The following is a 25,048-nucleotide window of genomic DNA, read 5'->3' on the forward strand; positions in this document are numbered from 1 at the left end:
GGATATCCGCACGCGATCGGTCACGTGCGGACAACGGGCAGGTCTTCGGACTCGAGGGCACGTCCGCCGAGGCGGACACCTACTGGCCGTCGCTTCCCAGATCCGAGGCCCGGATCCAGTGCGTATGACGGCGGTTGTTCCCACTCACCGCTGCGGGGCAGTCCCGGATTCCCACCGGGTTCCCTCTTACGACGCGCCTGCCTGGCGGACAGGGCGAACCAGTTGCACCGGCCAGACTAGAGGCTGGGCTGTTCCCGGGGCACCGCTCTTCACATCCCGGAACGTGACATGTGACACGGGACCTGCCCGGCAACCCCGCCTCCACCGTGCACCGGAGCAACGGTGAGGCTCCTGCGTGAGGTTGGCTGCGCCGGCGCGCGGTACTGACGACGCGCCCTGCGTTCCGCCCTCCCTGTAATGCTTTCGGGGGCGCTCTTGATCCGCGATCGCGCGGCATGTCTCCAGGGCCAGGTCGCCGAGATCCGCAGGCGGAGGGGACCATGCCGGTCGGTTCGGCGGCCCCGGCGCCGACCTGGATCGTGCCCGGTGCCACGCGGTCGCAGCGGCCTGAGCGCAGTGGAGCAGGCGGTGGTCACATTAGTGGCATCGGCAAGATCTGCCGGCAAACGTGCGCCCGTGTGCCCGATCACCCCCGAACCGTCGGTGGAGACGTGCTTGGGACGGGAACCGTTACCTGCATGCAGAAAGTGCCCTCCGCTTGGACCGACAGAACCCCCTCGGCAAGGTTCATCGTCCCAACTCGGAAGGCACTTTCGTGTTCCCGCCCAAGACCCGGACGCCGCTCAAGCGGAACAGCGAGGTTAGCGGACTGTTACGCTCGGCCCCTCGACAGGGGGATTCAGGGCCGCATAGTTGTCACGATCATTCCACGTCTGGATTTTCACGCTCACTTGAGGAGCGCTGTGGGGATTGTACCGGTTCGCGCTGTAGAGTTGATAATTTCCTGCCCCCTGGAGGGAGAGATTGGCAACTCTGACCTCGCCGGCTCGGGTGGCGAAGGCCGCCTCATGGCTGCCAGGCTCATTCCTATTCTTGCTTTCCTTTCGGCTGAGCGAGAGATCTTGGCGAGTCATAACGCATTGCACGTTATCTCCGTACCCTTGCGGTGTGTAATACCAAAAGGTGATTCCGAAAGGCTGCCGATAGTGCCCGCATCCGCGGATCCGGAGGACCGGGGTAACCTCTTTTTCGGGGCTGACTTCCAGGCAGGACTGCAGCCATGCTTGAACCCAGTTATCGCCACTATTGGTCCGAGATAGTTCGTTGCACTCCGTCCTGTTTCGCATCTTGGGCGCATGCTTGTCTTTTTCCCCGTTGGTGGTTTCGGTGAGCGCGTCCAGGGCTTTTTCTTGCGTCCATGGATCGCTATAGTAGCCGTCATGCGACAGGCATGTCGTGACCACGTTATCCGCCCCCCGGAGGGTAGAAGTCTTTCCACCCCGTACATTCGGACCATTCCCTTCGTATGCCCAGCTCCCCTGTGCGGTAATTCCGAATACGACACCGTCACACAGGCCGATCTGAGGCAGTCCTCCGTTTCTGGAGTTCGTGTGGATTGCCGGCTCGTCGTCTACATTTGAGCGGAAGGTTGTGTATCGGGGGTACCCGTCAATCCCCTGCGGTGCCTCGTCACCCGAGTTGAGAGACCGCAAAAAGCTTGACCCGCTTGCCATGTCCCGGCACTGCTGATCACACTTCTTGGCAAGTTCTGCTGCGCGCCCTACCAGTCCATTGTTCCTCCATAAGAAAGCTGCAATCCGGGCAACGTCGGATGCTCCAGTCCCCACATCGGCCACGATTGTGCCGTGGTGGGGGCTTCCCATGGATACGAAATGCTTCACCTTGTCCACTCCGCCTAACTTCTTGATGTAGGCGCGTGCGACGAGACCTCCCATCGAGTGGGCTACGACATCAACCTTCCCATCCGGTGATGTTTTTGCAATTCTGTTAGCTTCTTTGGAGAAGTCCTCGGCGATGACGTCGATTCCGGGATTATCCTTACCGCTTTTCGTCATCTCGCTGTAGTCGTAACTATGCAGTTCGCTCTCTTTGTAACCCTGCGTTTTAGCATAATTCCGCATGCCGGACCAGACATTTTTGTCCGAGTTCCAACCGTGAACGAATACAATGGGGCGGTGTGAACTGTCGGCGTATGCGCTGGTCTGGGTCTGGGTCTGGTCCGGGGTGGCAGGCACGGGCTGTGCGCTGGCGGGTACAGCCGTCGTCGCCGAAAGGCAAAGTGTGGTAGCTACTGTCACGGTCCATGCGGGACTTAGTCGCTTCCCTCGCTGGGCGGTGATATTTTTCGGTGTTGCCGACGGGAGCGGAGTCTTCAAACTGCGGATCATGTTCGGAAACCTTTCGCTGTGTCTTGAGTCGAAGCATTCAGTGTGCATGCCAGTGGGCTCTGCGGAATTTCCGCCACCCGTAGGGGTGCGGAGTTTACCGGCGCAGTGGTTAAGATCATGACGCCGGAAGGGCGATACCGAATGCGACGAGCGTTCGATTCATCGCTTCCCGGCTTCACGTCATGAAATGACATCGCCAGTTCTATCAGTGCAGGGGGCTTTCATTCGAGCGATCCTCGAGGGCTGGCAAGAACCCATCGCATAGGCCGAAACGCCGAGCATGAGAGAAATTTGACATTGTTATCCTCGGCTCATACTCCAGCCGTAGATCGTGATCTTGTGACTGGGCACTCCAGTCGGTCACTTCGGCGATCAGCCTGTTCTGCTTCGCGAGGCGCACCGGGTACGCACCGAGCGCGGTCTCAACCGCGTAGTTGAGACCGCGCTCGGTGCGTGTTCCTGTAGCTCAGTTCTCGTGTATGACCGTGCGCAGGCGGGTGGCGAAGACGTCGGGGGTCTCGACGAACCCGGTGTGGCCGCCGGGGAACATCGTCGGCTCGGTGCCCAGCGCCTGGGCGAGCGCGCGGGAGGTTCGGTCGCAGAGCTGTCCGGCGGAGTCTTCGCCGATGCCCACCACGATGCGAGTGGTCGCCGCGCGCAGGGCTGCCGGGTCAGGCTGCCAGTAGGTGCTGGCGCGCATCTCGTGCGCGAACCAGCGGCGCTCGTCCGCCACTTGTTGCGGATCGCGCTCCCCGCCGAACATCTGCTCAATCACGGGCTCGGGCATCGTGATGCCGGCCTGGGCGAAGAACTTCTTCCAGGCCCCCGTCACGTCGCCGGAGAGGTAGGTGGCGATGAGGTCCTCGGTTCCTGTGCGCAGTTGCTCTCGGTCCTCCAGCAGTTCGATCAGCGGTGGCTCGTGGGCGACGATGGTGTGCACCTGGCCAGGATGGGTCCGGGCGAGGGCCAGCGCGCTGACGGCGCCGCCGCTGGAGCCCAGGACGATGGCCGGTCCCGCGTCGACGTGGGTGATCAGCCGGGACAGGTCGTCGGCGCGCAGTTGGGGTGTCGAGTCCTGGTCGGGTTCGTCGAGCTTGCTGCGGTTGATGCCGCGTGGGTCGGTGGTGAGCACGGTGTGGTCGGTGGCGAGCAGCTCGGCCAGCGGGGCGAAGGCTGCGGCGTCCATCGGGGCACCGGCCAGCACGATGAGAGGACCCTTGCCGCGCACTTCGTAGTGCAGACGTGCGCCGGGCACCTTGAGGGAGCCGACAGCAGTGGTGTCAGTCGGGTTAGTGGTCATGTGTTCTCCGGATGAGGCTGTGATGGGTCTGTCGATGACTTGGACCCTCCGGATGGTGCAGACTCATCGCTCACAGTTCGCGGCCGGCTACGAAGCACACTGGTTGGCCGGCGTGCTGGGTGACAGATCTTCATGTCTGGTTCGCGGCTTGCCGGCGGCAGCAGCCGGCCTGGGCTCGGGCCTGGTGGCGGCGTCGCCGGGCGGACCAGCCGAGCCGGTGGGCCGCATTGTGCGCGGGCCGGACGTCGAGTGCCGTGAACAGGCGCTGTATCTCGTTGCAGGTGAGTGGGATCAGCCCGTCCGGGGCGGGATGGCGGGCGTGTTCGCCGGCACGGGCGACAGCCCAGCGCGGCGGTGGTGGTGTTCTTCGCCCGGCACCGCGAACACCGGACGAGGGCCTGGCCGAACACCATCGCGCCGGGGCTGGGTCTGGTCGGTCTGCTGGCCTTCTTCGTGCTGATCCTGGAGAACCTCACGACACTGGTCGGCGGCAGCACCGCCCTGGCGATCGGCATCCCGGCGCTGCTGGCGGTGGCGCTCCTCCTGGGCCTGGTCATGGCACGACGCGGAGCGGGTACCGGATCTTCACCACGCCCATACGCTGGGCGGACAGCAGCACCATCTGGGCCCGCCGCCGTACACGCCGGGCAACCACCTACCTGATCCCCGGGGCCCCGGCAGTGCCCGGGCCCGTCGCCAAGAGAAGGTCGGAAACCGCTGGGTTCCCCCGGCGACGTGAGATCTCGTGGGATATGGGAGCGTGAACGGGTGAGTGAGACGACGACTGAAACCCTGCAATACCGCTTTGACGGGCCGGAAGACGCACCGATCCTGGTCCTGGGGCCCTCTCTCGGTACCTCATGGCACATGTGGGACCGGCAGATACCGGAGCTCATCCAGCACTGGCGGGTCCTCCGCTTCGACCTTCCGGGCCACGGCGGCGCCCCCGCCCACCCGGCCTCCGCCGTCAGCGAACTCGCCGACCGGCTGCTGGCCACCCTCGAAGGGCTCGGCGTCCAGCGCTTCGGGTATGCGGGCTGCTCCCTCGGCGGCGCGATCGGCGCCGAGCTCGCGCTGCGCCACCCGCACCGGATCGCCTCGCTCGCCCTGGTCGCCGCCTCACCCCGGTTCGGCAGCGCCGATGAATTCCGTCAGCGCGGTGTCGTCGTCCGCACCAACGGCCTGGAGCCGATGGCCCGCTCCGCGCCGGAACGCTGGTTCACCCCCGGTTTCGCCGCCGCCCAGCCGGCCATCGTCGAGTGGGCCGTCCAGATGGTCCGCACCACCGACCCCGGCTGCTACATCGCCGCCTGCGAAGCCCTCGCCGCCTTCGACATCCGCGGCGAACTCGGCCGCATCACCGTCCCGACGCTCGTCCTGGTCGGAGCCGAGGACCGGGTCACCGGACCCGGTGATGCCCGCACCCTGGTCGCGGGCATACCGGACGCCCGGCTCGCCCTCGTCCCCGGCGCCTCCCACCTCGCCCCGGTCGAGCAGCCCGCAGCCGTCATCGACCTGCTGCTCACCCACTTCTCCGCGGCCTGGCAGGACACCCTCGCGGCCATTCCCGTCCCGCCCTCCACTCCGCAGCTCTCCACCCCCGTGCTGCCCGTCGCGGAGATCACCGCCGCCACCGTGCAGCCGGAGGCCGGCACCACCGGACGCGCCGACCCGTACGAGCCCGGCATGAAGGTGCGCCGCGAGGTGCTGGGCGACGCTCATGTGGACCGGGCCCTGGGCGCCTCCGACGACTTCACCGGAGACTTCCAGGATCTCGTCACGCGCTATACCTGGGGCGAGGTGTGGACCCGGGAGGGCCTGGACCGCCGTACCCGCAGCTGCGTAGCGCTCAGCGCGCTGGTCGCCTCCGGACGTCTGGAGAGCCTGGCCGCGCATGTCACGGCCGCGCTGCGCAACGGCCTCACCCCGGACGAGATCAAGGAGGTGCTGATGCAGACAGCCGTGTACTGCGGTGTGCCGGTCGCGAGCGCCGCGTTCTCGATCGCCCAGACCGTGATTCAGGAAGAAACGACGCCCCGCCCGTAGCAGGATGGGAGCCATGAGCGCTGTGAACCCCGTGCACGTGACACTGACCAAGAAGACGCACTCCTGCATCCGTCTGGAGAAGGACGGGCGGACGCTCGTCATCGACCCGGGCGGCTTCTCGGAGCAGGACGCCGCCGTCGGAGCCGACGCGTTGCTGGTGACGCACGAACACCCCGACCACTTCGACGAGGGGCGGCTGCGCGCCGGCATGGAGGCCAACCCGGCCGCCGAGATCTGGACCCTGCGCAGCGTCGCCGACCGGCTGTCCGCGGCTTTCCCCGGCCGCGTCCACACCGTCGGCCACGGCGACACCTTCTCCGTCGCGGGCTTCGACGTACAGGTGCACGGCGAGCTGCACGCGGTGATCCACCCGGACATCCCGCGGATCACCAACATCGGCTTCCTGGTGGACGGTTCGGTCTTCCACCCGGGCGACGCGCTCACCGTCCCCGAGCGGCCGGTCGACACCCTGATGCTCCCGGTGATGGCCCCCTGGAACAAGATCTCCGAGGTCATCGACTACGTACGTGAGGTCAAGCCGCGCCGCGCCATCGACATCCACGACGCGCTGCTCACCGATCTCGCCCGCCCGATCTACGACCACCAGATCGGCAGCCTCGGCGGCACCGACCACGGCCGACTGACCCCGGGGGACTCGACCGGCCTGTGACCTCCGCCGGTCCGGCGACTGTCAGTCGGAGCGGCTAGGTTTACGTACATGCGCATCGCAACCTGGAACGTCAATTCGATCACCGCCCGGCTCCCGAGGCTGCTCGCCTGGCTGGAGAGCACCGGCACGGATGTGCTGTGCATCCAGGAGACCAAGTGCACCGCCGAACAGTTCCCGGCGGACGCGCTCCGCGAACTCGGCTACGAGTCCGCGGTCAACGCCACGGGCCGGTGGAACGGCGTCGCGCTGGTCTCCCGCGCAGGTCTGTCCGGGGTCGTCCAGGGACTGCCCGGAGGCCCCGAGTACGACGGCGTGCAGGAGCCCCGGGCGATCTCCGCGACATGCGGCCCGGTCCGCGTCTGGTCGGTGTACGTACCCAACGGCCGCGAGATCGAGCACCCGCACTACGCGTACAAGCTGCGCTGGTTCGAGGCACTGCAGAAGGCCGTCGCCGCGGACGCCGCGGGCCCGAAGCCGTTCGCGGTCCTCGGCGACTTCAACGTGGCCCCGACCGATGAGGACGTCTGGGATCCGGCGCTGTTCGAGGGCGCCACCCACGTCACTCCCGCCGAGCGCGCCGCCCTCGCCGCGCTGCGCGAGGAAGGGCTGTCCGACGTCATGCCCCGCCCGCTCAAGTACGACCGCCCGTACACCTTCTGGGACTACCGGGAGCTGCGCTTCCCGAAGAACAAGGGCATGCGGATCGACCTCGTCTACGGCAACGCCCCCTTCGCCGCGGCGGTCAAGGACAGCTACGTGGACCGGGAGGAGCGCAAGGGCAAGGGCGCGTCCGACCACGCTCCGGTGGTCGTGGACCTCGACGTCTGACGACCCTGAGCCGCAGCCGCAGCCGCAGCCGCAGCCGCAGCCGCAGCCGCAGCCGCAGCCGCAGCCGCAGCCGCGGCTTCGTGCGTGGCGGCTCCGTGCGCCACGGCAGAACCGGCGCCTTTCGGCTTCCGGGCGCCGGGCATCCCGGCCGACGAGCCCGTCGTTGTCAGTGGTCGCCGATACGGTGGTCGATGTCCTTATCCCGCTTGCTGGCTGCTTGCTGTGACCAGGACAGCCCCGCCCGTTCAGCGCCGGGCGGGGCCTCAGCCACCTCCTGTCGGACCGCGGGAATCCGGTCACGGCGCCGGCCGGCCGCGCGGAGTGTCCCCAGCGACGCCCAGGCGGTGCCCAGCGCCAGGACCATCAGCAGCGCGCTCACCCACAACGGCGAGCGGAAACCGAGCCCCGCACCGATCGCGAGCCCGCCGAGCCAGGGGCCGAGCGCGCCGCCCACATTGAACGCGGACGTGGCGAAGGAGCCGGACAGGGTCGGTGCGGCGGCCGCCAGCCGGAACACCCACGAGATCAGCGCCGTCCCCGTACCGAACGCGAGCATTCCCTGGACGAAGACGAGCGCGACCGTTGCGAGCGGGCTTCCCGCGCCCAGCGCCAACCCGGCCCAGCCGACGGCGAGAGCGACCAGACCGGCCGCGGTGAGGGCGAGGGGCCGCGCGTCGACGACCCGGCCGGCGACGGTGACCCCGACGAACGAGCCCAGGCCGAACAGTGCGAGCAGCACAGGCACCCAACCGGCACCGAGTCCGGTGACCCGGGTGGCGAGCGGTTCGAGGTAGGAGAACGCGCAGAACGTCGCCCCTTGTACGAGGGCGCTCGTCAGCAGTGTCAGCAGCAGCCGCGGGCGGGCCAGCGCCCGCAGCTCGACGCCGGCACGTGCGGGGACGGTCTCCGGCCGCGTCCCCGGAATCGCCCTGGCGATCACGACGACGGCCGGTACGGAGACGAGCGCCACGGCCCAGAACGCCGACCGCCACCCCCATTGCCCGCCCAGCGCCGCGCCGGCGGGTACCCCGGCCACACAGGCGATGGTGACGCCCCCGACCACCACGGACGTGGCGCGTGCCCGGGCCTCGGGCCCGACCATGGAGACCGCGGTCACCAGGGCCACGGCCCAGAACCCGGCATTGGCCAGCGCGCCGACGACGCGTGTCACGAGGAGCACCCCGTAGCCGGGGGTGAGCGCGCCGACCACATGGACGGCGCTGAAGACGCAGAGGAAGAACAGCAGGGCGCGGCGGCGCGGCCAGTTGCGGCTGAAGAGCGCCATCAACGGCGCCCCGACGACCATTCCGATCGCGAAGGCCGAGGTCAGCAGCCCAGCGGCCGGAATGGATACGTGGAGGTCGGCGGCGATGTCCGAGACCAGACCGGAAAGCATGAATTCGGATGTGCCCTGGGCGAAGACGGCGAGCCCGAGCGCGTACACGGCAAAAGGCATGAAGGAACCCCATGAACGGCTGATGGATGGACCAGGCAGGGGGTGTGGGCCGCGCCCGCCCATCACGACGGGTGGCAACGCGGAAGAACGTCCGGAGTGTTCATGGACGGGACTCGGCAACGCGCGGCAGGCGCCGGTGCCGGGGAATCCGCGCACGCACGCACGTACGGGTGCGTCAGGGGCGCTGACGGGGAAAGTGCAGCCCACAACGGGGTGGTCCTGCGGCGGCAGCCGGGCGGAACCGGTCCTCTCACCGGTACTCGGCCGGGTGGGATCGATTCGACAGCGGTTCGGCCACCGGCGGACCGGTGGCTAGCCTCTGTCGGACTCGGGGCTGGACATGGTCATGAAACTACCAGCTTGGATCTCCTCGTCTCCACCCCTTTGCAGCCGGACCGGCTGGAGCAACCGGAGGGACTTCGGCGCGCCCGTCGACCTCTTGCCCACGCTCAACGCCATCGCCCGCACAGGTGTGGTCGGTGGACAGTGAGTGCTCCCGAGCGCACACAGTCGAACGCGCGTTCACTTGATCGGGTTGCGGCCGTCGGGAGGCGGATTCCGCCGGCGGTCACCATGCCGGTCCGGTCGCGGCTCACACCCCGAGGTGCGGCGACCCGGGGCCGGTTTTGTGTCATGGTGAGCTGATGTTCGCATTTCGTGGCGCTGATGTGACGGGGGTCCGGTGGGAGTCGAGTGGGAGATGGTCATGGTGAACGTGGGTGAACGGGTGCCGGCCGGGGCCGACGGCCCGGTTTTCCGGTGCGATGCCGACCGTGTGGCGTCCGTATCCGGCAGTGATGGGGCGCAGGGGATTCGATCATGAACATCCCTTTCCTGGACAACTGGCGCAAGCGCCACGAGGGTACGCGCGGGACGGGACTCGCGGCCGCCGTGGCGGTCGATCCCGAGGGGGTTGCCGAATTGCTCGCCGAGTGCGAGCTGTTGCGCGTCCGGGCGGCTCAGCGGGGACTCGAACTCGACGACAGCCCGGCCTCGTTGGCGGCTCTGGACCAGTTGCCGCCGCGCTGGCGCGAAGATCCGGAGGAGCTGCCCTGGCTGGGCAATGACGCGGGGCTCTACCTCGGCACGGTGCTGGTGCGCAACGTCTCCGGCGCGATGTGGAGCATCTGGCCGAGCGGGCAGCCCGTGGTGCGGCTCGCTTCGGGGCGGGAGATCGATGTGGTCGAAGCCGGACTGGGCTGGGCGATGACGGGCAGCCCCGAACTTTCGCAGGTGTACTCGGAGTCGGCCGAGGGGTAGAGCTTTCACTAAAACCAGATAAGACGCCTTATGCCCCATTTGTGCGTGTCGAAGTCGAAGTCCCTTTTCGCGCTGGATAGTTTGCGCTGACCTCGACATAGCGACAAGTGGGTGGGGCAGGGTATGGCCGTCGATCCGTTGATCGAACTGCGGGACGTCAACAAGTTCTACGGGCAGTTGCACGTACTGCGGGACATCAATCTCACCGTAGGCCGCGGGGAGGTGGTGGTGATCATCGGCCCCTCGGGCTCCGGCAAGTCGACGCTCTGCCGGACCATCAACCGGCTAGAGACGATCGAGTCGGGCCAGATCGCGATCGACGGCAGGCCCCTCCCCGAGGAGGGGAAGGGACTGGCCCAGCTACGGGCCGAAGTGGGCATGGTCTTCCAGTCGTTCAACCTGTTCGCGCACAAGACCGTGCTGGACAATGTCTCGCTCGCCCAGCTCAAGGTTCGCAAGCGCAAGAAGGACGAGGCCGACCGGCGCTCCCGGGAGCTGCTGGAACGGGTCGGACTCGCCGCGCAGGCCGAGAAGCTCCCCGCCCAGCTCTCCGGCGGCCAGCAGCAGCGGGTGGCCATCGCCCGCGCCCTCGCCATGGACCCCAAGGCGCTGCTCTTCGACGAGCCCACCTCGGCACTCGACCCGGAGATGATCAACGAGGTGCTGGAGGTCATGCAGCAGCTCGCCCGGGACGGGATGACCATGGTCGTCGTCACCCACGAGATGGGCTTCGCCCGCTCCGCCGCCAACCGCGTGGTCTTCATGGCCGACGGGCGCGTCGTCGAGGACCGCACTCCCGAGGCGTTCTTCACCGCTCCGGAGAGCGACCGTGCCAAGGACTTCCTGTCCAAGATCCTCAAGCACTGACGGGGGCTCCGCGTTGCGTACGAGAAAAGTGCTGGCCGCCTGCGCCGGTCTCCTGCTGGCCGTACTCGCCGCCGGATGCGGCAAGGAGGGCAGCCCGCCGGTGAGGGGTCCGAAGCCCGAGCAGCTGCCGGTGTACAAGACCGACACCGCGTTCCGGCTGCCCGGATCACCGACCTGGACGAAGGCGAAGAAGCGCGGATACCTCCGGGTCGGGGCCAAGGAGGACCAGCCCTATCTCGGCGAGAAGGACCCGGCCTCCGGCGTCTACTCCGGCTTCGATATCGAGATCGCCAAGATGATGTCGGCCTCGCTCGGCTTCGACCCGAAGACGATCCGCTTCAAGACCATCGCCTCCGCCAACCGTGAGACGGCACTGCAGAACGGGCAGATCGACTACTACGTCGGCACCTACACCATCAATGCCATGCGCAAGAAGCTCGTCGGCTTCGCCGGGCCCTATTTCATGGCCGGGCAGTCGTTGCTCGTCCGCACCGACGAGCACGACATCCACGGCCCGCAGGACCTGGCCGGCAGGACGGTCTGCTCGGCCGCGGGTTCGACCCCGTACCAGCGCATCGCCGCCGACTATCCGAAGGCGGTCCTGGTCTCCTACGACACATATTCGATCTGCGTCGACAACCTGCTGACCTACCAGGTCGACGCCGTCACCACCGACGACGCCATCCTGTTGGGCTTCGCGGCCAAGGCGCCCAAGGAGATGAAGGTCGTGGGCAAGCCGTTCTCCCGGGAGCCGTACGGCATCGGAGTCCCGCGCAGCGACAACGTGCTGCGGTTCGCGCTCAACGACGCCCTGGAGGCGAACGAGAGGAACGGCAACTGGAGAAAGGCGTTCGAGGCCACACTCGGTCTGTCCGGAGCGCCCGCGCCGGAGCCGCCGCCCATCGACCGCTACCCGGCGACCTGAGAGGGCGGGCATCGACCATGGACGTACTCACCGAGAACTTCTCGCTCTACGGCAAGGGTTTCCTGGGCACGGTCGAGCTGACCGTCTACTCCTCGATCCTGGCCCTGCTCCTCGGCTTCCTCATGGCCTCCTTCCGGGTGGCCCCCATCGGCTCGCTGCGCGTACTCGGCACGGTCTGGGTGACGGTGCTGCGCAACACCCCGCTGACGCTGCTCTTCTTCGCCGTCCTGCTCGGGCTCCCGCGCTTCGGACTGGTGCTTCCCTTCAAGGTTTTCGCGGTCCTCGCGCTCGGCTGCTACACCTCCGCCTTCATCTGTGAGGTGCTGCGCTCCGGCATCAACACCGTGCCGACGGGGCAGGGCGAGGCGGCCCGCAGCCTCGGCCTGACCTTCGGCCAGACGCTGCACAGCATCGTGCTGCCGCAGGCGTTCCGTTCGGTGATCCCGCCGGTCGGCTCGACACTGATCGCCCTCGCCAAGAACTCGGCGATCGCCGGAGCCTTCAGCGTCACCGAGCTGCTCGGCACCTACAAGACCCTCAACGAGCTGGGCTACAGCATCATCTGGACCTTCGTCTGGATCGCCGTCGGCTACCTGATCATCACCCTGTCCATCAGTGCGCTCTTCAACGTGATGGAGAAGCGCTGGGGAGTCGCCCGATGACCACCCGCACCGTGCCGCCCGCCACCGCGCTCTACGACATCCCGGGCCCGGTCGCCCGCAGACGCCACCGGCTGTACGGAGTCGTCTCGACGGCCCTGATCCTCGCTCTGGTCGGCTGGATCGTCTATCTGCTCTTCCACACCGAACAGTTCACCGCCGCCAAATGGACTCCCTTCGAGTACCAGGGCATCCAGAAGCTGCTGCTGCACGGACTGGGCAACACCCTCAAGGCGTTCGGGTACGCCGCGGTGCTCTCCCTCGTGCTCGGTGCGGTGCTCGCCGTCGGCCGGCTCTCCGAACACCGGGCCGTACGCCGGCTCTCGACGCTTCTGGTCGAGTTCTTCCGGGCCATGCCCGTGCTGGTGATGATCTTCTTCATCTTCGTGGCCCTGAAGGTGCAGCCCCTGCCCGCACTGGTCACCGGTCTGACCCTGTACAACGGCTCCGTGCTCGCGGAGGTGTTCCGCACCGGAATCAACTCGGTGGACCGCGGCCAGCGCGAGGCGGCGTACGCCCTCGGGATGCGCAAGACCCAGGTCACCACCTTCGTACTGGCCCCGCAGGCGGTGCGTGCCATGCTGCCCACGATCATCAGCCAGCTGGTGGTGGCGCTGAAGGACACCTCGCTCGGCTACCTGATCACCTACGAGGAATTCCTGCACGCGGGCAAGCTCATCGCGTCCAATCTCGACTACGATCTTCCCTTCATCCCCGTGGTGATGGTGATCTCGCCGATCTACATCGGGATGTGCATGCTGCTCTCCTGGTTCGCTACGTGGGTGGCCAAGCGGGAGCGGCGCAATCCGAAGACGAAGGCCGTGGAAGTCGCACCGGCCGAACCAGGAACGCTGCTGCCGGGAGTGCAGTAGCCGGGACCCTGCGAAGCGGTCTCCGAGGAGCAGTGCCCGTCCGGCGGCAGCCGGTGATCACTTCTCGCGCAAGGGAACGGGCCCGTACGACGGGCCCGCCGAGAGCGAGGAGAAGGTCAGCTGCGCGCCGGTCGGGTCGTGCTCCGCGCACAGCGGGCCGACCGTGTCGATCGTCAGGGCGAGCCGGTGACCGGCGGCGTCCGAGGCGCCGCGCGGCCGTGCGGCTCACTTCAGCGCGCTCTTCGCCTGCCAGTCGGGCCACGCCACGTTCCAAGCCCCGTACCCGTTGCCCTCCGCGACCGTGCCCTTGGCGTCGGCGCCGGTGATCTCGAACGGGTCGCCGACCCGTACCTGCTGGTACAGCGCAGCGGCGTTGGCGTCACTCATTCCGACACAGCCCGAGCTGTGGTTGGCCACCCCGAAGTAGGCGGCGTTCCACGGCGCCGCGTGGGCGTACATCCCCGACCAGGTCAGCCGCATCGACGAGTCGACCATCTTGTCGTAGGCATCGCCCAGGCCCACCGTCTCGGAGCGCATGTTGATCGTGCCCTCCTTGGCCATCAGCACGGCCGTGCCGCGCCAGGACGCCTTCTCGCCGCCCGGGGTGCCGGCCGACATGGGCACGTCCATGACGGTCTTCCCGTCCCGCTTCAGTGCCAGCCGGTGACGGTCGAGGTCGACCTTGACCACCTGGTCGGCGCCGATCGTGAAGGTGGTCCGGTAGTCGCGGACGAACCAGCCACCGGACGGGCCCGAGTCGATGCCGTTGAGATCGGCGTCGAGCGTGACCTTCGTACCGGACTTCCAGTACTCCTTGGGCCGCCAGTCGACGCGGTCCTTGCCGGAGTAGTCCTGCAGCCAGCCCCAGGAGCCCTCGGTGTTGTTCGAGGTGGAGACCTTCAGGGCCTTCTCGACCGCCGCCCGGTCCTTCACCGGGTTGTCGAAGACGACCGACAGGGGCTGGGCGACGCCGACGGTGGCGTTCTTGCCGGGGACCAGCGTCAGCTTGTTGACCTTGTCGGCCCCGGCGGTGGTGAACCCGGCCTTGCCGCTGCCGCCCTCGGTGTCCCTCGCCTCGACGCTGTACGTGGTGCCGGGCGCGGCCACCCGGTCCGACGTCCAGGTCCTGCCATCGGCGGACATCCGGCCGGTGAGCGCCTCCCCTTCGGCCGTACTCACCGTGACCGCCTTCAGCTTTCCGGCGCCGAGGGTCACCTTCACCGGCTGTCCGGGAGCGGCCTTGGTGCCCTGGAGATTCACCGAGATCTTGGTTTCGTGTGCCGGTGCGACCCCGGACGCCCCCTTGCCCGAGTCCGACGCCGAGGCGCCGGAACAGGCGGTGATCGTGGCGCCGAGCACCGCGGTACCGGCGATCAGGGTGAGCCGGACCGGGCGGACGAGCGAGGCGGTACGGCGCGGGCGCCGGCGTGCAGAGAACAACGGAAAAACCTCCAAGACCTTGCTTCTCATCGGTAATGAGGCGTTTCACCCGACGATAGGTTCCACAAAACGACCAAATAACCAGGAAATCTTCTGTGTGACATGGACCGCAGCGCAACCGTCACCACCGGATCACCGAGGAGTGCGACGGCTTCCGGCTCGGCCGCTCCCTCGCGTACTGCCAACAGCAGTACGCCGTACTCGACGCCGAACACCCCGGCCGGATGAAGCTCTGCCTCGCCGTCCACCGAGGTGAGATCCTGGCCGCCCACACCGTGATCAGCACCGGTCGGCGGGTCCGGTACCAGACCGGCGCCTCCGCCGGCCACCGCCGGGAGGTCCGGCCCAGCAACGCGCTGCAGTGGAAGATGATGCTCGATGCCCATCGGCTCGGAGCCGATGGGCACGACATGCGCGGGGTACCCTCCACCCTTGACCCCGACGACCGCCCCTTCGGGCTGCTGCGTGGGAAGCTCGGCACCGGCGGTCAGGTCGTCGAGACCCTCGGAGAGTGGGAGACATCGGTGGGCGGAGCCGCCAACAACACCTTGTACCGGGCGTTCCGGACATACCTGGCCTGCCGATGACGGCCACCGGGACGACGCCCGCGAAGACCCCGCAGCGCACGTCCGGCTCGGTGCTGCGCAGCGGCGCGGTCATGGCCTCCGGCTCCATCGTCTCCCGGGCGACCGGCTTCGTCCGCTCGGCCGTCGTCGTCGCCGCGCTCGGCACCGGGCTCCAGGCAGACGGGTACACCGTCGCCAACACCGTGCCCAACATCCTCTACACGCTGCTCATCGGCGGTGCGCTCAACGCCGTCTTCGTGCCGGAACTCGTGCGGGCGGCCAGGAACCACGCCGACGGCGGAGCCGCGTACACCGACCGGCTGCTCACCCTCTGCACGATCGGACTCCTCGTCCTCACCGCGGTCACCGTCGTCGGCGCCCCGTGGATCGTCTCGGTGTACGCCCCCGACTACCACGGCGAACAGGCCGATCTCACCATCGCCCTGGCCCGCTACTGCCTGCCGCAGATCCTCTTCTACGGACTGTTCACGCTGCTCGGCCAAGTGCTCAACGCCCGCGACCGGTTCGGTGCGATGATGTGGACCCCGGTGCTCAACAATGTAGTGATCATCGCGGTGTTCGGGATCTATCTGGGCGTCGCGGCGGGCTCCGACGGTACGTTGACCGCGGCGCAGGCCCAGTGGCTCGGCTGGGGGACCACCGCCGGGATCGTCGTGCAGACCCTTGCCCTCGTGCCCGCGCTGCGCGCCGCGAATTTCCGTTGGCGTCCCCGGTTCGACTGGCGGGGCAGCGGCCTCACCCGCCCGCTGCGCGCGGCCGGCTGGCTCGTCCTGCTCGTGCTGACCAATCAGATCGCCTACTGGGTGGTCACCCGGCTCTCCACCGCCACCGGTCAGCACGCCGTCGAACAGCATGTGGCGGGCGGCGTGGGCTACACCGCGTACAGCTACGCCTACCAACTGTGGGTGGTGCCGCACGGCATCGTGACCGTCTCGCTCGTCACCGCGCTGATGCCCCGGATGAGCCGGGCGGCCGCGGACGACGATCTGACCGGTGTGCGACGCGACGTCTCGTACGCCCTGCGCACCACGGCCGCGGCCGTGGTGCCCGCGGTGGCCGTGCTGTTCGCACTGGCGCCGTGGGTGATCGGGGCCGTGTACGGATACGGGCGCACGGACGGTGCGGACATCACGGCGATGGCGGGGATGATGATGGCGTACGCGCCGGGGCTGATCGCCTACTCCGGACAGTACGTGCTCTCCCGGGCCTTCTACGCGATGAGCGACACCCGCACCCCGTTCCTCCTCAACCTGGTCATCGCCGCGCTCAACGCCGGGCTCTGCGTCGCCGCGTATCTGCTGCTGCCGGTCCGCTGGGCCGTGACGGGAATGGCGGGGGCGTACTCCGTGGCGCTGTTCGTGGGCTTCGGAGTCACGGCGTACGTGCTGCACCGCAGGGTCTCCGGCGCCGCCGCCCGGCCCGCACTGCTGCGGTCGCCCGGGCTGTGGGCACAGGTCCGCCTGGTGGTGGCGAGCGTGCCCGCCGGGCTGCTGGGGTACCTGACCGCCCACGCCTGCTCCGGATACGGGGACTTCGCCGCAGTGGGGGCGGGGACCGTCGTGCTCCTGCTCACGGTGGCGCTGCTGGCCGGGCCGCTCCGGCTGCGGGAGATCAGCACCGTGATCGCGGCGGCCCGGGGGCGGCTGCGGCGGGCGTGAACCCGCAGGCCACCCGGCCGTACGCCTGCGAGTTGACCACCTTCAGCAGCAGGCAGAAGGTGTTGTTGCCGTGCTGGCGTGGCGGTTTCTCGTAGTTGCGGGCCAGATAGCGGGAGGCCGCCCGGTGGAGAGAGCGCGGTGCTGACTCCGGCAACCGGCACGCCCGGCACGATGGTGCGTAGGTCGTCAGTCATGGGCGGGCATCTCGGCGGGCGACGGGACCCGGGTTCACGGGTGGTCATGACGAGGCGGGCGGCGCGGCGTTACCCTGCGGCGGACAATCCTTCACTGGAGGTGTGCATGCGACGACCCGTCGCGCGGAACGTGTCCTTGTCGGTTGTTCTCGCCGCCGCCGTCACGATGGGCGCGGCGGCCCCGTCCTCGTCCGCACCACCGTCCGGGCCAACCCCCAAGTCGCCCGTGGCGGTGGGCTACGGAGGGGCGGTGGCCAGCGTCGACGCGGATGCGTCGGCCGCGGGCATCGAGGTGCTCCGCAAGGGCGGCAACGCGGTGGACGCCGCGGTGGCGACCGCGGCGGCGCTCGGTGTGACCGAGCCCTACTCGGCAGGTCTCGGCGGTGGTGGCTACTTCGTCCACTACGACGCCAGGACGCACACCGTGGAGACCATCGACGGCCGCGAGACCGCACCACGCAGTGCGGACTCCTCGCTGTTCCTGGAGAACGGCAAGCCGCTCGCCTTCGACGACGCCGTCACCAGTGGACTGAGCGTGGGCACCCCCGGCACCCCGGCCACCTGGGCCGCCGCGCTCGACACCTGGGGCAGCAAGTCGCTGCGGCAGGTGCTGAAGCCGGCCGAGCGGCTCGCCAGGGACGGCTTCGTCGTCGACAGCACGTTCCGTTCGCAGACCGAGGGCAACCGCGCCAGGTTCGCCGACTTCCCGGCGTCCAGGAAGCTCTTCCTGCCGGGCGGCCGACTGCCGGTGGTCGGCTCGGTCTTCAGGAATCCCGACCTGGCGCGTACGTACGAACAGGTGGGCCGCAAGGGCGTCGACGCGCTCTACCGGGGTGAGCTGGCCGACGACGTCGTGCGGACCGTGCGCAACCCGCCCGTCGACCCTGAGGCCGGCCGGGTCGTACGCCCCGGCGACCTCACGGCCAAGGACCTGCGGTCCTACCGGGTGCTGCGGCAGGCACCGACGAAGGTCGGCTACCGCGGCCTCGATGTGTACGGCATGGCACCCTCCTCGTCCGGCGGCACGAGCGTCGGCGAGGCGCTCAACATCCTTGAGTCCACGGACCTTTCGAAGGCGAACGAGGCGCAGTACCTGCACCGCTACATCGAGGCGAGCCGGATCGCGTTCGCGGACCGCGGGCGGTGGGTCGGCGACCCGGCGTTCGAGGACGTACCGACGCGAGGGCTGCTCAGTCAGCGGTTCGCCGACTCGCGGGAGTGCCTGATCAAGGACGACGCGGTGCTGACCAGCCCGCTGGCGCCGGGAGACCCCCGCCATCCGGCCGACTGCCGGGCCGGTGGTACGGCCGCCCCGACGACGTACGAGGGGGAGAACACCACGCATCTGACGACGGCCGACAAGTGGGGCAACGTCGTCGCCTACACGCTCACGATCGAGCAGACGGGCGGCAGTGGGATCACCGTCCCGGGGCGCGGCTATCTGCTCAACAACGAGCTGACGGACTTCTCGTTCGCGCCGGCCAACCCGGCGGTCCACGACCCGAATCTGCCGGGTCCGGGCAAGCGCCCGCGTTCGTCCATCTCGCCGACGATCGTGCTCAGGAACGGCGAGCCGGTGCTGGCCCTCGGATCGCCGGGCGGCGCCACGATCATCACGACCGTGCTCCAGTCGCTCATCGGTGCCGTCGACCGCGGGCTGCCGTTGGTCGACGCCATCGCGGCGCCGCGTGCCAGCCAGCGCAACTCGGCCACGACGGAGCTCGAACCGGGGCTGTGGAACAGCCCGGTGCGGGCGCAACTGGAGTCGCTGGGTCATGTCTTCAAGCCGAATCCGGAGATCGGCGCGGCGACGGGTGTGCAGCGGCTGCCGGACGGGCGGTGGCTGGCGGCCGCCGAGAAGGCGCGCCGGGGCGGGGGCTCGGCCATGGTCGTGAATCCGGTCGGCCGGCCATGACGGTCCATCGATAATTCTTTCCGCGGGGTTGGTTCATCGCCGATTGTCGGCAATGAACCAGCCCCGCAGTCTTGACGGGGGCATGACTTGAGCGTCATCTTGGCCGCGTCGGTAAGGAAAGTTTCCTAATGGAAGGGCACCCCACTGTGCGTACTCGAACGCTCGCCCTCGCCGCCGCCTCCGGCGCCGCCCTGCTCGCGGCCGCCACGCCGGCGCCCGCGGCCGAGGCCCGCCCCGCCTCGGGCGCCGTGTCCGCCGCCGCGTCACGGGCGGAATCCGGCGCCGCCGGACGTGGCGCGGCGGGCATCCAGGAGGGTTCCGTCAGTGCGGCCGACCTGCTGGCCAAGGTCACCTCGTGCTCGCAGATTTCCAACGGCAAGTACCGTACGGACGAAGAGACGTCGGCGACCGTTCCGGTCTGCGGCAAGAACGGTGCCGTGTTCTGGAAGGCCGACATGGACATCGACTGCGACGGGCAGATCACCGCCGCCTGCAACAAGAACACCGACCCGTGGTTCCAGGACGACACGGCGTTCCACACCTCCGGCGACCAGCCGCTGAACGCGGAGAAGTTGCCGTACGTCGTCGTGCCGAGCAGCAGCAGCATCTGGAACTACAGCAGCGCGGGGATCAAGGGCGGTGGCGTTGTCGCCGTCATCTACAACAACAAGGTCGAGTACGCCGTCGTCGGCGACACCGGTCCCAACAAGATCATCGGTGAGGCGTCGTACGCCACCGCCAAAGCCCTCGGCATCGACCCCGACCCGAAGACGGGTGGTGCCGAATCCGGTGTCACCTACATCCTGTTCAAGAACTCCAAGGTGTCGCCGATCGAGAGTCACAGCGCCGCCGTCACTGCCGGTGAAGCGCTCGCCAAGCAGTTCATCCAGAACAACTAGGCCCGGAAGAACGGGGGTTGATCACAGTGCGGTCAGGATTCGCGGACCGTCGTCGGTGATCGCCACCGTGTGCTCCGCATGCGCCGCCCGGCTGCCGTCGGTCGTGCGCAACGTCCAGCCGTCCCGGTCCGGACGGAACGCATCCGCGCCGCTGCCGATCAGCATCGGTTCGATCGCCAGCACCATCCCGTGCCGCAACGGCATACCGCGGCCCGGCCGCCCCTCGTTGGGGACGGCCGGGTCCTCGTGCATCGACCGGCCCACCCCGTGGCCGCCGAACCCCTCCGGAATGCCGTAACCGGCCCTGCGGCACACCGTGCCGATCGCATGCGCGATGTCGCCGATCCGATTGCCGACGACCGCCGCCGCGATGCCCGCCTCCAGCGCCGCGAACGCCGTTTCCACCAGCAGGGTGTCCGCCGGCCGCGCGCGCCCGACAGTGAAACTGATCGCCGAATCGCCCGCCCAGCCGCCGAGCGTCGCGCCCGCGTCGACGCTCACCAGATCACCGTCGCGCAGCCGCTGATCGGTCGGGATGCCGTGCACGATCGCGTCGTTGACCGACGTGCAGATCACGGCGGGGAACGGAGTGGGGGCGAAATGCGGCCGGTAGTTCAGGAACGGCGACCCCGCCCCCGCCTCGCGGAGGACATCGCGGGCCAGCTCGTCGAGTTCGCGCAACGAGACGCCGACCGCCGCCGCTTCCCGTACGGCCGTCAGCAGCTGCGCCACGACCCGGCCGGTTTCGCGCATCGCTTCGATGGATGTGTCTGTCTTGAGCTGCACCATGCCAATTACTATACCGGTCACGGCGGTATTAGAATGACGGCATGGTACGAACCCCCCTGACCCCGGAAGAGCATCGCCGCGGCGAACGCCTCGGAGCGCTGCTCCGCGAGGCGCGCGGTGGACGCAGCATGGTCGAGATCGCGGCGAGCGCCGGAATCTCCGCCGAGACACTGCGCAAGATCGAGACGGGCCGCGCCCCGACCCCCGCCTTCTTCACCGTCGCGGCGCTGGCCGGGGCGCTCGGACTCTCGATGGACGAACTGCTCGTCCGCTGCGCCCCGGAGCCGGACGCGGTGCCGCTGGCCGGGTAGCGGCACGCGGGCCGCTGCCTGCCTGGTGGTTTTTTGGGTTTGCTGCCCACTACGTGAGTCACTGACCAGTTGCGCCCCCGCGGACGGAGCAGCCACCCGCGGGGACACGCGTATCAGGCACCCCCTCGGAAACCACCGGGTCCGGTGACTCGCGCACCGAGGCCGCGGCGCCGACCACGCGTTTGACCCTGTTCGGAGCGGCGGGTCCGGAGACGGCCCGCAAGGCTCACGGCACTTCGACACCGTCGGTTCGCTCGCTCCGGTCGAACCGTGCGTCGTCCCCGTGTTGGGGCGGTGGGTAGAACCGCCGGGCCCAGCGCCGGAACGGGCCGATCGGACCGTCGCCGGGCGCGAGCCGGGGCGGCTGCTGGTACTGCTTGTGATTCCAGATCGGGAAATCGGCGGCGGTGAATTCGCAGCTCGACCGGAAGATGGCACGGTCCAGCACCCGCGCCGCGGTTCGGCTCACCAACCGCGCGAGCGGCGCCGGCAGCCGGGCCGGTTCCGCGAACGCGACGCGGTTGCGCTGACGGAACTGCATCCGGTTGGGGGCGATCGCCGTCGGCAGCACCATGGTGCACATCCGCAGGCCGACCCGGGGTGTGTGCACGTCGGCGTGGAGGCAGCCCAGCCCGTAGCCGTCCACCTCCACCTCGACGACGAAGTCCCCCAGGAGCGGCGCCGACTCATGGGCCCGCATGGAGACGTGGAAGGCGGCGTCGTCGTAGACGACGGGCCCGCCGATCTCGGCCTTGGCCCAGCCGTGCAGGGTGGCGAAGTGCCCGAGGTCCACCGAGTTCTCGATGACCTCCTGGACATTGCCGGCCAGCTCCCAGGCGGCTTGACGGGCGGGCCGGTGGCCGATTTCGTGCCAGTCGGGAATGAACCAGTCCGGTGCCCGGCCGTCGTGGTGCCGCCAGACGAAGACGGCACCGTTGACCTCATGCACCGGCAGCTGCGCCAGCGGCGACCTCGGCGGCTTGGTGTCGTACCCCGTCCGCACGCACGTGCCGTCGGGACCGAACGCGAAGAAGTGGAAGGGGCATACGAGATCGTCCCCGTCGACCTTCGCCAGACCGAGATGGGCGCCGAGGTGCGGACAGTACGGACGGATGGCGCGCACCGCCCCCGTACCGAGCCGGTACAGCACCACGTCCTGGCCCGCCAGAGGCCGGGTGAGGACGGTCCCGGGCCGGAGCTCGTCGGAGAAGGCCAGTGCCGACCAGCCGCTCGGACAGGGCAGGGCAGGCACCCCCGCGGCATCGGCAGGTGTCGGTCCCTCGCTGATGGCGCGTTCGTACTCGCGTGACAGCCCCACGGCATCCCCTCTCGGAATTGGTCGCCTGGAGACTGCCCAGACCGTTCCGGGATCCTCGCGCCATGCCGTATGTCACCCGAACGGGAAGGAATGCGGCGGGCCTTGACGGCGCACGCGAAAACGGACGGCACCGCGGTCGAAGAGGCCGGCCCGCGGTCGCCGATGGGGCGGAGCCGGCTGCCGGCCACGACCGTGGTCTCGCTGTCCCGGCGGCGGGCGGCGCCGGCGCCGCCCGCCCGGCCCCTGGCGGCACGGGCCGGGCGGCGCCGTCTGCGGCGTGAACGGCTGCCGCCTACCGGGCCTGCTGCTCGTACCCCACGAGGCGGACGCAGACGGTGAGCCCCTCGATCGCCTGCTCCAGCTCGGTGAGGGACGGGTAGCTGGGCGCGATCCGGATGACCGCGTCGCGCGGGTCGTCGCCGTACGGGTGGGTGGCACCGGCCGGGGTCAGTACGATGCCCGCCCCGGCGGCACGTCGTACGACCTCCTCGGCGCAGCCGTCCGGCACTTCGAGGGTCACGAAGTAGCCGCCCTCGGGGGAGGTCCAGGTCGCCAGCCCGGTCCCGCCGAGCCCGGCGTCCAGGATCCGGGCCACCGCGTCGAACTTCGGCCGCAGCAGCGCGCGTTGGCGCTCCATGTGGGCCCGCACCCCGTCGGCGTCCCGCAGGAACAGCACGTGCCGCAGCTGGTTGACCTTGTCGGGGCCGATCGACCGCTTGGCGTTGTTGCCGAGCAGCCACTGCACGTTCGCGGGCGACGAGCCGAAGAAGGCGACGCCCGCGCCCGCGGCGGTGATCTTCGAGGTGGAGCCGAACACGAACGCCCGGTCCGCGTTCCCCGCCTCGGCACAGGCCGCGAGCAGATCGGCGATCTCGACGGGCTCGTCGGTGAGGTGGTGGGCGGCGTAGGCGTTGTCCCAGAAGATCCGGAAGTCGGGTGCGGCGGTGCTCATCGAGGCGAGCCGGGCCACGGTCGCATCGCTGTAGCAGACGCCGTCCGGGTTGCTGTACTTCGGTACGCACCAGATGCCCTTGATCGCCGGGTCTTCGGCGACGAGCCGTTCCACGGTCTCCATGTCCGGGCCCTCGGCGGTCATCGGCACCGGGATCATGTCGATGCCGAACCGCTCGCAGAGCGCGAAGTGCCGGTCGTAGCCGGGCACCGGACACAGGAACGCGATCCGCTCCTGCTCCACCCAGCGCGACTCGGCGCCCGGCGCCACGCTCAGCAAGGCGTGCACCAGGCAGTCGTGCATCAGTTCAAGGCTGGAGTTCCCGGCCGCGAGCAGCTGCCCGACCGGCACCTGCAGTATCCCGGAGAAGATCTCCCGGAGCTCCGGCAGTCCTTGCAGCCCGCCGTAGTTGCGTATGTCCGTGCCGTCGGCGGAGGTGTGCCGCCCGGCGGGCAGGCTCAGCAGTTCCTCGGAGAGGTCGAGCTGCTCCGGTGCCGGCTTGCCCCGGGTGAGGTCGAGCGAGAGCCCGAGTGCCACGAGGTCCCGGTAGTCCTGACGGGCCCGCTCAAGGCGCCCGGTCGAGGTGTCGGGGCTCGGCTCGGTGGTCATGGTGGTTCCTCTCACAGGTGCCGCGTGAATGGGGTGGCACCGGCCGAGGGCGCAAACCGCCACGGCGGGCCACCGGCCCGGATGCCGACGGTACACCGGCGTGAGCCGGGCGGGTCGACCGGCCGTCCGGGCCGTGCGCCCGGATCCCGGGCGGGCGGGCGGACGGCGGCGGGCCGGTCAGGTCGCGCCCGCGCGCAGCCAGCCGAGCAGGTCGTCCGTCACCGGCTCGCCCACCCCTTCGATGTCCGCGCCGATCGCGCCGAGACCGAGACGGAACACACGTGTGCGGTCGCGGCCGTGGCGGCGCATGAACAGCCCGCCGCCACCGCTGTCGTCCCCGACCAGCACCCACTCGGGCGCGTACCGGGGCACCTCGAAGGTCTCGTTGCGTTCTGCGATGCAGTGCGGCCCGTACACCAGAACGCCGTTGTCGAGCAGCACGCCCGGCGTCGACCGCCACAGACGGGCGACCGTGGGATTGGGGCCGTCCCCGAGCCCGCTCGACCGCGCCGTCCGAACGGCCAGGAATCCGGCGAAGGACTCCGCCACCGGGTACTCGTCGCCGTCCGTACCGTCCCGGCACACCACCGGGTACTCCCCGTCCCCGGCCTCTGCGCGCAGATCGAGGGCGAAGCTGTAGCTGTCACCGCAGTCGGGCTCGGAGGAGAAGCACAGTCTGTCACCGCTGAGCCGCCAGTCGGCGGTGACGGCGTCCGCGTCGTCGGCGAACTCGGCGGGCGTGACCGTCGCGATGTCCGCGCTCCCGGTTCGGCCGCGGCCGAACTCGGCCAGCCACCACCGGTACGACGCCGGCAACGGTCCCACGCGTGCTTCGGCCGCACGGATCAGCGCCTCCGGCACGCCCGCGGCCGGCCGGCGGCCCAAGTCCGGTGATCCCGCGATCAGGTCCCGCAGTTGTGTCACGTCAGGTCTCACGGCGCAGAGTCTGCCAGGGCGGCCACGAGGCGTCGCCGGCCGGGCCGCGGCCCCCACCGGTCACCGGGACCGCGGCGCCGGCCGGGCGGTGCGGCCGGTCACACAACGGCTCTCCGGCTCGGGGAGCGGTGCGAGCGTGTGGACCGCACGGGTGTGAAACATGATCGACTCCGCCGGTTCACGGCGAT

Annotated in this window: 21 protein-coding genes, 2 pseudogenes and 1 riboswitch; of the genes and pseudogenes, 14 read left to right on the forward strand and 9 right to left on the reverse strand. The window is 69.1% G+C overall.

Features of this window, described 5'->3' with window-relative positions; genetic code table 11:
* Window positions 1-18: 18 nt before the first annotated feature.
* A riboswitch (cobalamin riboswitch) is annotated at window positions 19-238 on the reverse strand.
* Between the two features lie 583 nt (window positions 239-821).
* The 3 genes and pseudogenes from ACF08M_RS23410 to ACF08M_RS23420 form a co-directional block, all read right to left on the reverse strand.
* On the reverse strand, window positions 822-2,216 hold the full coding sequence (locus ACF08M_RS23410) for an esterase/lipase family protein (RefSeq protein ID WP_392187209.1): 1,395 nt from the start codon (window positions 2,214-2,216) through the stop codon (window positions 822-824).
* Window positions 2,217-2,835: 619 nt separating this feature from the next.
* Window positions 2,836-3,669 (reverse strand): alpha/beta fold hydrolase, encoded by an 834-nt coding sequence (locus tag ACF08M_RS23415; protein ID WP_392187210.1) that lies wholly within the window; start codon window positions 3,667-3,669, stop codon window positions 2,836-2,838.
* 130 nt (window positions 3,670-3,799) lie between these two features.
* Window positions 3,800-4,039: pseudogene (locus ACF08M_RS23420) on the reverse strand (IS701 family transposase); the annotation flags it as partial.
* Between ACF08M_RS23420 and ACF08M_RS23425 the strand changes: the two are divergent.
* The 4 genes from ACF08M_RS23425 to ACF08M_RS23440 all read left to right on the forward strand — a co-directional run bounded on the left by ACF08M_RS23425 (window position 4,027) and on the right by ACF08M_RS23440 (window position 7,213).
* On the forward strand, window positions 4,027-4,332 hold the full coding sequence (locus ACF08M_RS23425) for a hypothetical protein (RefSeq protein ID WP_392187211.1): 306 nt from the start codon (window positions 4,027-4,029) through the stop codon (window positions 4,330-4,332). The pseudogene ACF08M_RS23420 and the gene ACF08M_RS23425 sit on opposite strands and share 13 nt — an antisense overlap.
* A gap of 105 nt (window positions 4,333-4,437) precedes the next feature.
* The gene (locus ACF08M_RS23430; protein WP_392187212.1) at window positions 4,438-5,715 is read left to right on the forward strand and encodes an alpha/beta fold hydrolase; all 1,278 of its coding nucleotides are present in this window, start codon (window positions 4,438-4,440) and stop codon (window positions 5,713-5,715) included.
* 13 nt (window positions 5,716-5,728) lie between these two features.
* On the forward strand, window positions 5,729-6,385 hold the full coding sequence (locus ACF08M_RS23435) for an MBL fold metallo-hydrolase (RefSeq protein ID WP_392187213.1): 657 nt from the start codon (window positions 5,729-5,731) through the stop codon (window positions 6,383-6,385).
* Between the two features lie 48 nt (window positions 6,386-6,433).
* Entirely contained in the window at window positions 6,434-7,213 is a 780-nt protein-coding gene (locus ACF08M_RS23440; RefSeq protein WP_392187214.1) for an exodeoxyribonuclease III, read from the forward strand.
* Window positions 7,214-7,379: 166 nt separating this feature from the next.
* Here ACF08M_RS23440 and ACF08M_RS23445 read toward each other — a convergent pair whose 3' ends face one another.
* Window positions 7,380-8,669, reverse strand: coding sequence for a Cmx/CmrA family chloramphenicol efflux MFS transporter (locus tag ACF08M_RS23445; protein ID WP_392187215.1), 1,290 nt, complete (start codon window positions 8,667-8,669; stop codon window positions 7,380-7,382).
* Between the two features lie 819 nt (window positions 8,670-9,488).
* On the opposite strand from ACF08M_RS23445, the gene ACF08M_RS23450 reads away from it, so the two are divergent.
* The 5 genes from ACF08M_RS23450 (at window position 9,489) to ACF08M_RS23470 (ending at window position 13,252) form a co-directional block, all read left to right on the forward strand.
* Window positions 9,489-9,929, forward strand: coding sequence for a DUF6278 family protein (locus ACF08M_RS23450; protein WP_392187216.1), 441 nt, complete (start codon window positions 9,489-9,491; stop codon window positions 9,927-9,929).
* A gap of 123 nt (window positions 9,930-10,052) precedes the next feature.
* Complete coding sequence (locus ACF08M_RS23455; RefSeq protein WP_392187277.1) at window positions 10,053-10,796, forward strand: amino acid ABC transporter ATP-binding protein; 744 nt, start codon at window positions 10,053-10,055, stop codon at window positions 10,794-10,796.
* Window positions 10,797-10,809: 13 nt separating this feature from the next.
* On the forward strand, window positions 10,810-11,721 hold the full coding sequence (locus ACF08M_RS23460) for a glutamate ABC transporter substrate-binding protein (protein WP_392187217.1): 912 nt from the start codon (window positions 10,810-10,812) through the stop codon (window positions 11,719-11,721).
* A 17-nt stretch (window positions 11,722-11,738) separates the two neighbouring features.
* Window positions 11,739-12,383 (forward strand): amino acid ABC transporter permease, encoded by a 645-nt coding sequence (locus tag ACF08M_RS23465; protein WP_392187218.1) that lies wholly within the window; start codon window positions 11,739-11,741, stop codon window positions 12,381-12,383.
* Complete coding sequence (locus ACF08M_RS23470; RefSeq protein WP_392187219.1) at window positions 12,380-13,252, forward strand: amino acid ABC transporter permease; 873 nt, start codon at window positions 12,380-12,382, stop codon at window positions 13,250-13,252. The genes ACF08M_RS23465 and ACF08M_RS23470 overlap by 4 nt, the downstream gene beginning before the upstream one ends.
* Window positions 13,253-13,477: 225 nt before the next feature.
* Here the strand turns inward: ACF08M_RS23470 and ACF08M_RS23475 are convergent, their stop codons facing one another.
* Window positions 13,478-14,692: an Ig-like domain-containing protein gene (locus ACF08M_RS23475; RefSeq protein ID WP_392187220.1), complete on the reverse strand. Its 1,215-nt coding sequence runs from the start codon at window positions 14,690-14,692 to the stop codon at window positions 13,478-13,480.
* 119 nt (window positions 14,693-14,811) lie between these two features.
* Here ACF08M_RS23475 and ACF08M_RS23480 point away from each other — a divergent pair.
* The 4 genes and pseudogenes from ACF08M_RS23480 to ACF08M_RS23495 form a co-directional block, all read left to right on the forward strand.
* Window positions 14,812-15,279 (forward strand): annotated as a pseudogene (locus tag ACF08M_RS23480) (peptidoglycan bridge formation glycyltransferase FemA/FemB family protein); the annotation flags it as partial.
* A complete protein-coding gene (gene murJ / locus ACF08M_RS23485) occupies window positions 15,276-16,937 on the forward strand; it encodes a murein biosynthesis integral membrane protein MurJ (RefSeq protein ID WP_392187221.1) in 1,662 nt (553 codons plus the stop codon). The pseudogene ACF08M_RS23480 and the gene murJ, both read left to right, overlap by 4 nt.
* A 300-nt stretch (window positions 16,938-17,237) precedes the next feature.
* Window positions 17,238-19,046: a gamma-glutamyltransferase gene (gene ggt, locus ACF08M_RS23490; protein WP_392187222.1), complete on the forward strand. Its 1,809-nt coding sequence runs from the start codon at window positions 17,238-17,240 to the stop codon at window positions 19,044-19,046.
* Between the two features lie 146 nt (window positions 19,047-19,192).
* Window positions 19,193-19,945: a glycoside hydrolase family 75 protein gene (locus ACF08M_RS23495; protein ID WP_392187223.1), complete on the forward strand. Its 753-nt coding sequence runs from the start codon at window positions 19,193-19,195 to the stop codon at window positions 19,943-19,945.
* 21 nt (window positions 19,946-19,966) lie between these two features.
* On the opposite strand, the gene map is transcribed toward ACF08M_RS23495, so the two are convergent.
* Window positions 19,967-20,734, reverse strand: coding sequence for a type I methionyl aminopeptidase (gene map, locus ACF08M_RS23500; protein ID WP_392187224.1), 768 nt, complete (start codon window positions 20,732-20,734; stop codon window positions 19,967-19,969).
* 41 nt (window positions 20,735-20,775) lie between these two features.
* On the opposite strand from map, the gene ACF08M_RS23505 reads away from it, so the two are divergent.
* Window positions 20,776-21,045, forward strand: coding sequence for a helix-turn-helix domain-containing protein (locus tag ACF08M_RS23505; RefSeq protein WP_392187225.1), 270 nt, complete (start codon window positions 20,776-20,778; stop codon window positions 21,043-21,045).
* Window positions 21,046-21,271: 226 nt separating this feature from the next.
* Here ACF08M_RS23505 and ACF08M_RS23510 read toward each other — a convergent pair whose 3' ends face one another.
* From ACF08M_RS23510 to ACF08M_RS23520, 3 genes are all read right to left on the reverse strand, one after another.
* Window positions 21,272-22,363, reverse strand: coding sequence for a Rieske 2Fe-2S domain-containing protein (locus tag ACF08M_RS23510; protein WP_392187226.1), 1,092 nt, complete (start codon window positions 22,361-22,363; stop codon window positions 21,272-21,274).
* Between the two features lie 292 nt (window positions 22,364-22,655).
* Window positions 22,656-23,924, reverse strand: a complete 1,269-nt coding sequence (locus ACF08M_RS23515; RefSeq protein ID WP_392187227.1) for an aminotransferase class I/II-fold pyridoxal phosphate-dependent enzyme — start codon at window positions 23,922-23,924, stop codon at window positions 22,656-22,658.
* A gap of 177 nt (window positions 23,925-24,101) precedes the next feature.
* Window positions 24,102-24,860: an SMI1/KNR4 family protein gene (locus ACF08M_RS23520; protein WP_392187228.1), complete on the reverse strand. Its 759-nt coding sequence runs from the start codon at window positions 24,858-24,860 to the stop codon at window positions 24,102-24,104.
* Window positions 24,861-25,048: the final 188 nt, after the last annotated feature.

This window comes from Streptomyces sp. NPDC015032, from assembly GCF_043080425.1.
In the GTDB taxonomy this organism is placed as follows: Bacteria; Actinomycetota; Actinomycetes; order Streptomycetales; family Streptomycetaceae; genus Streptomyces.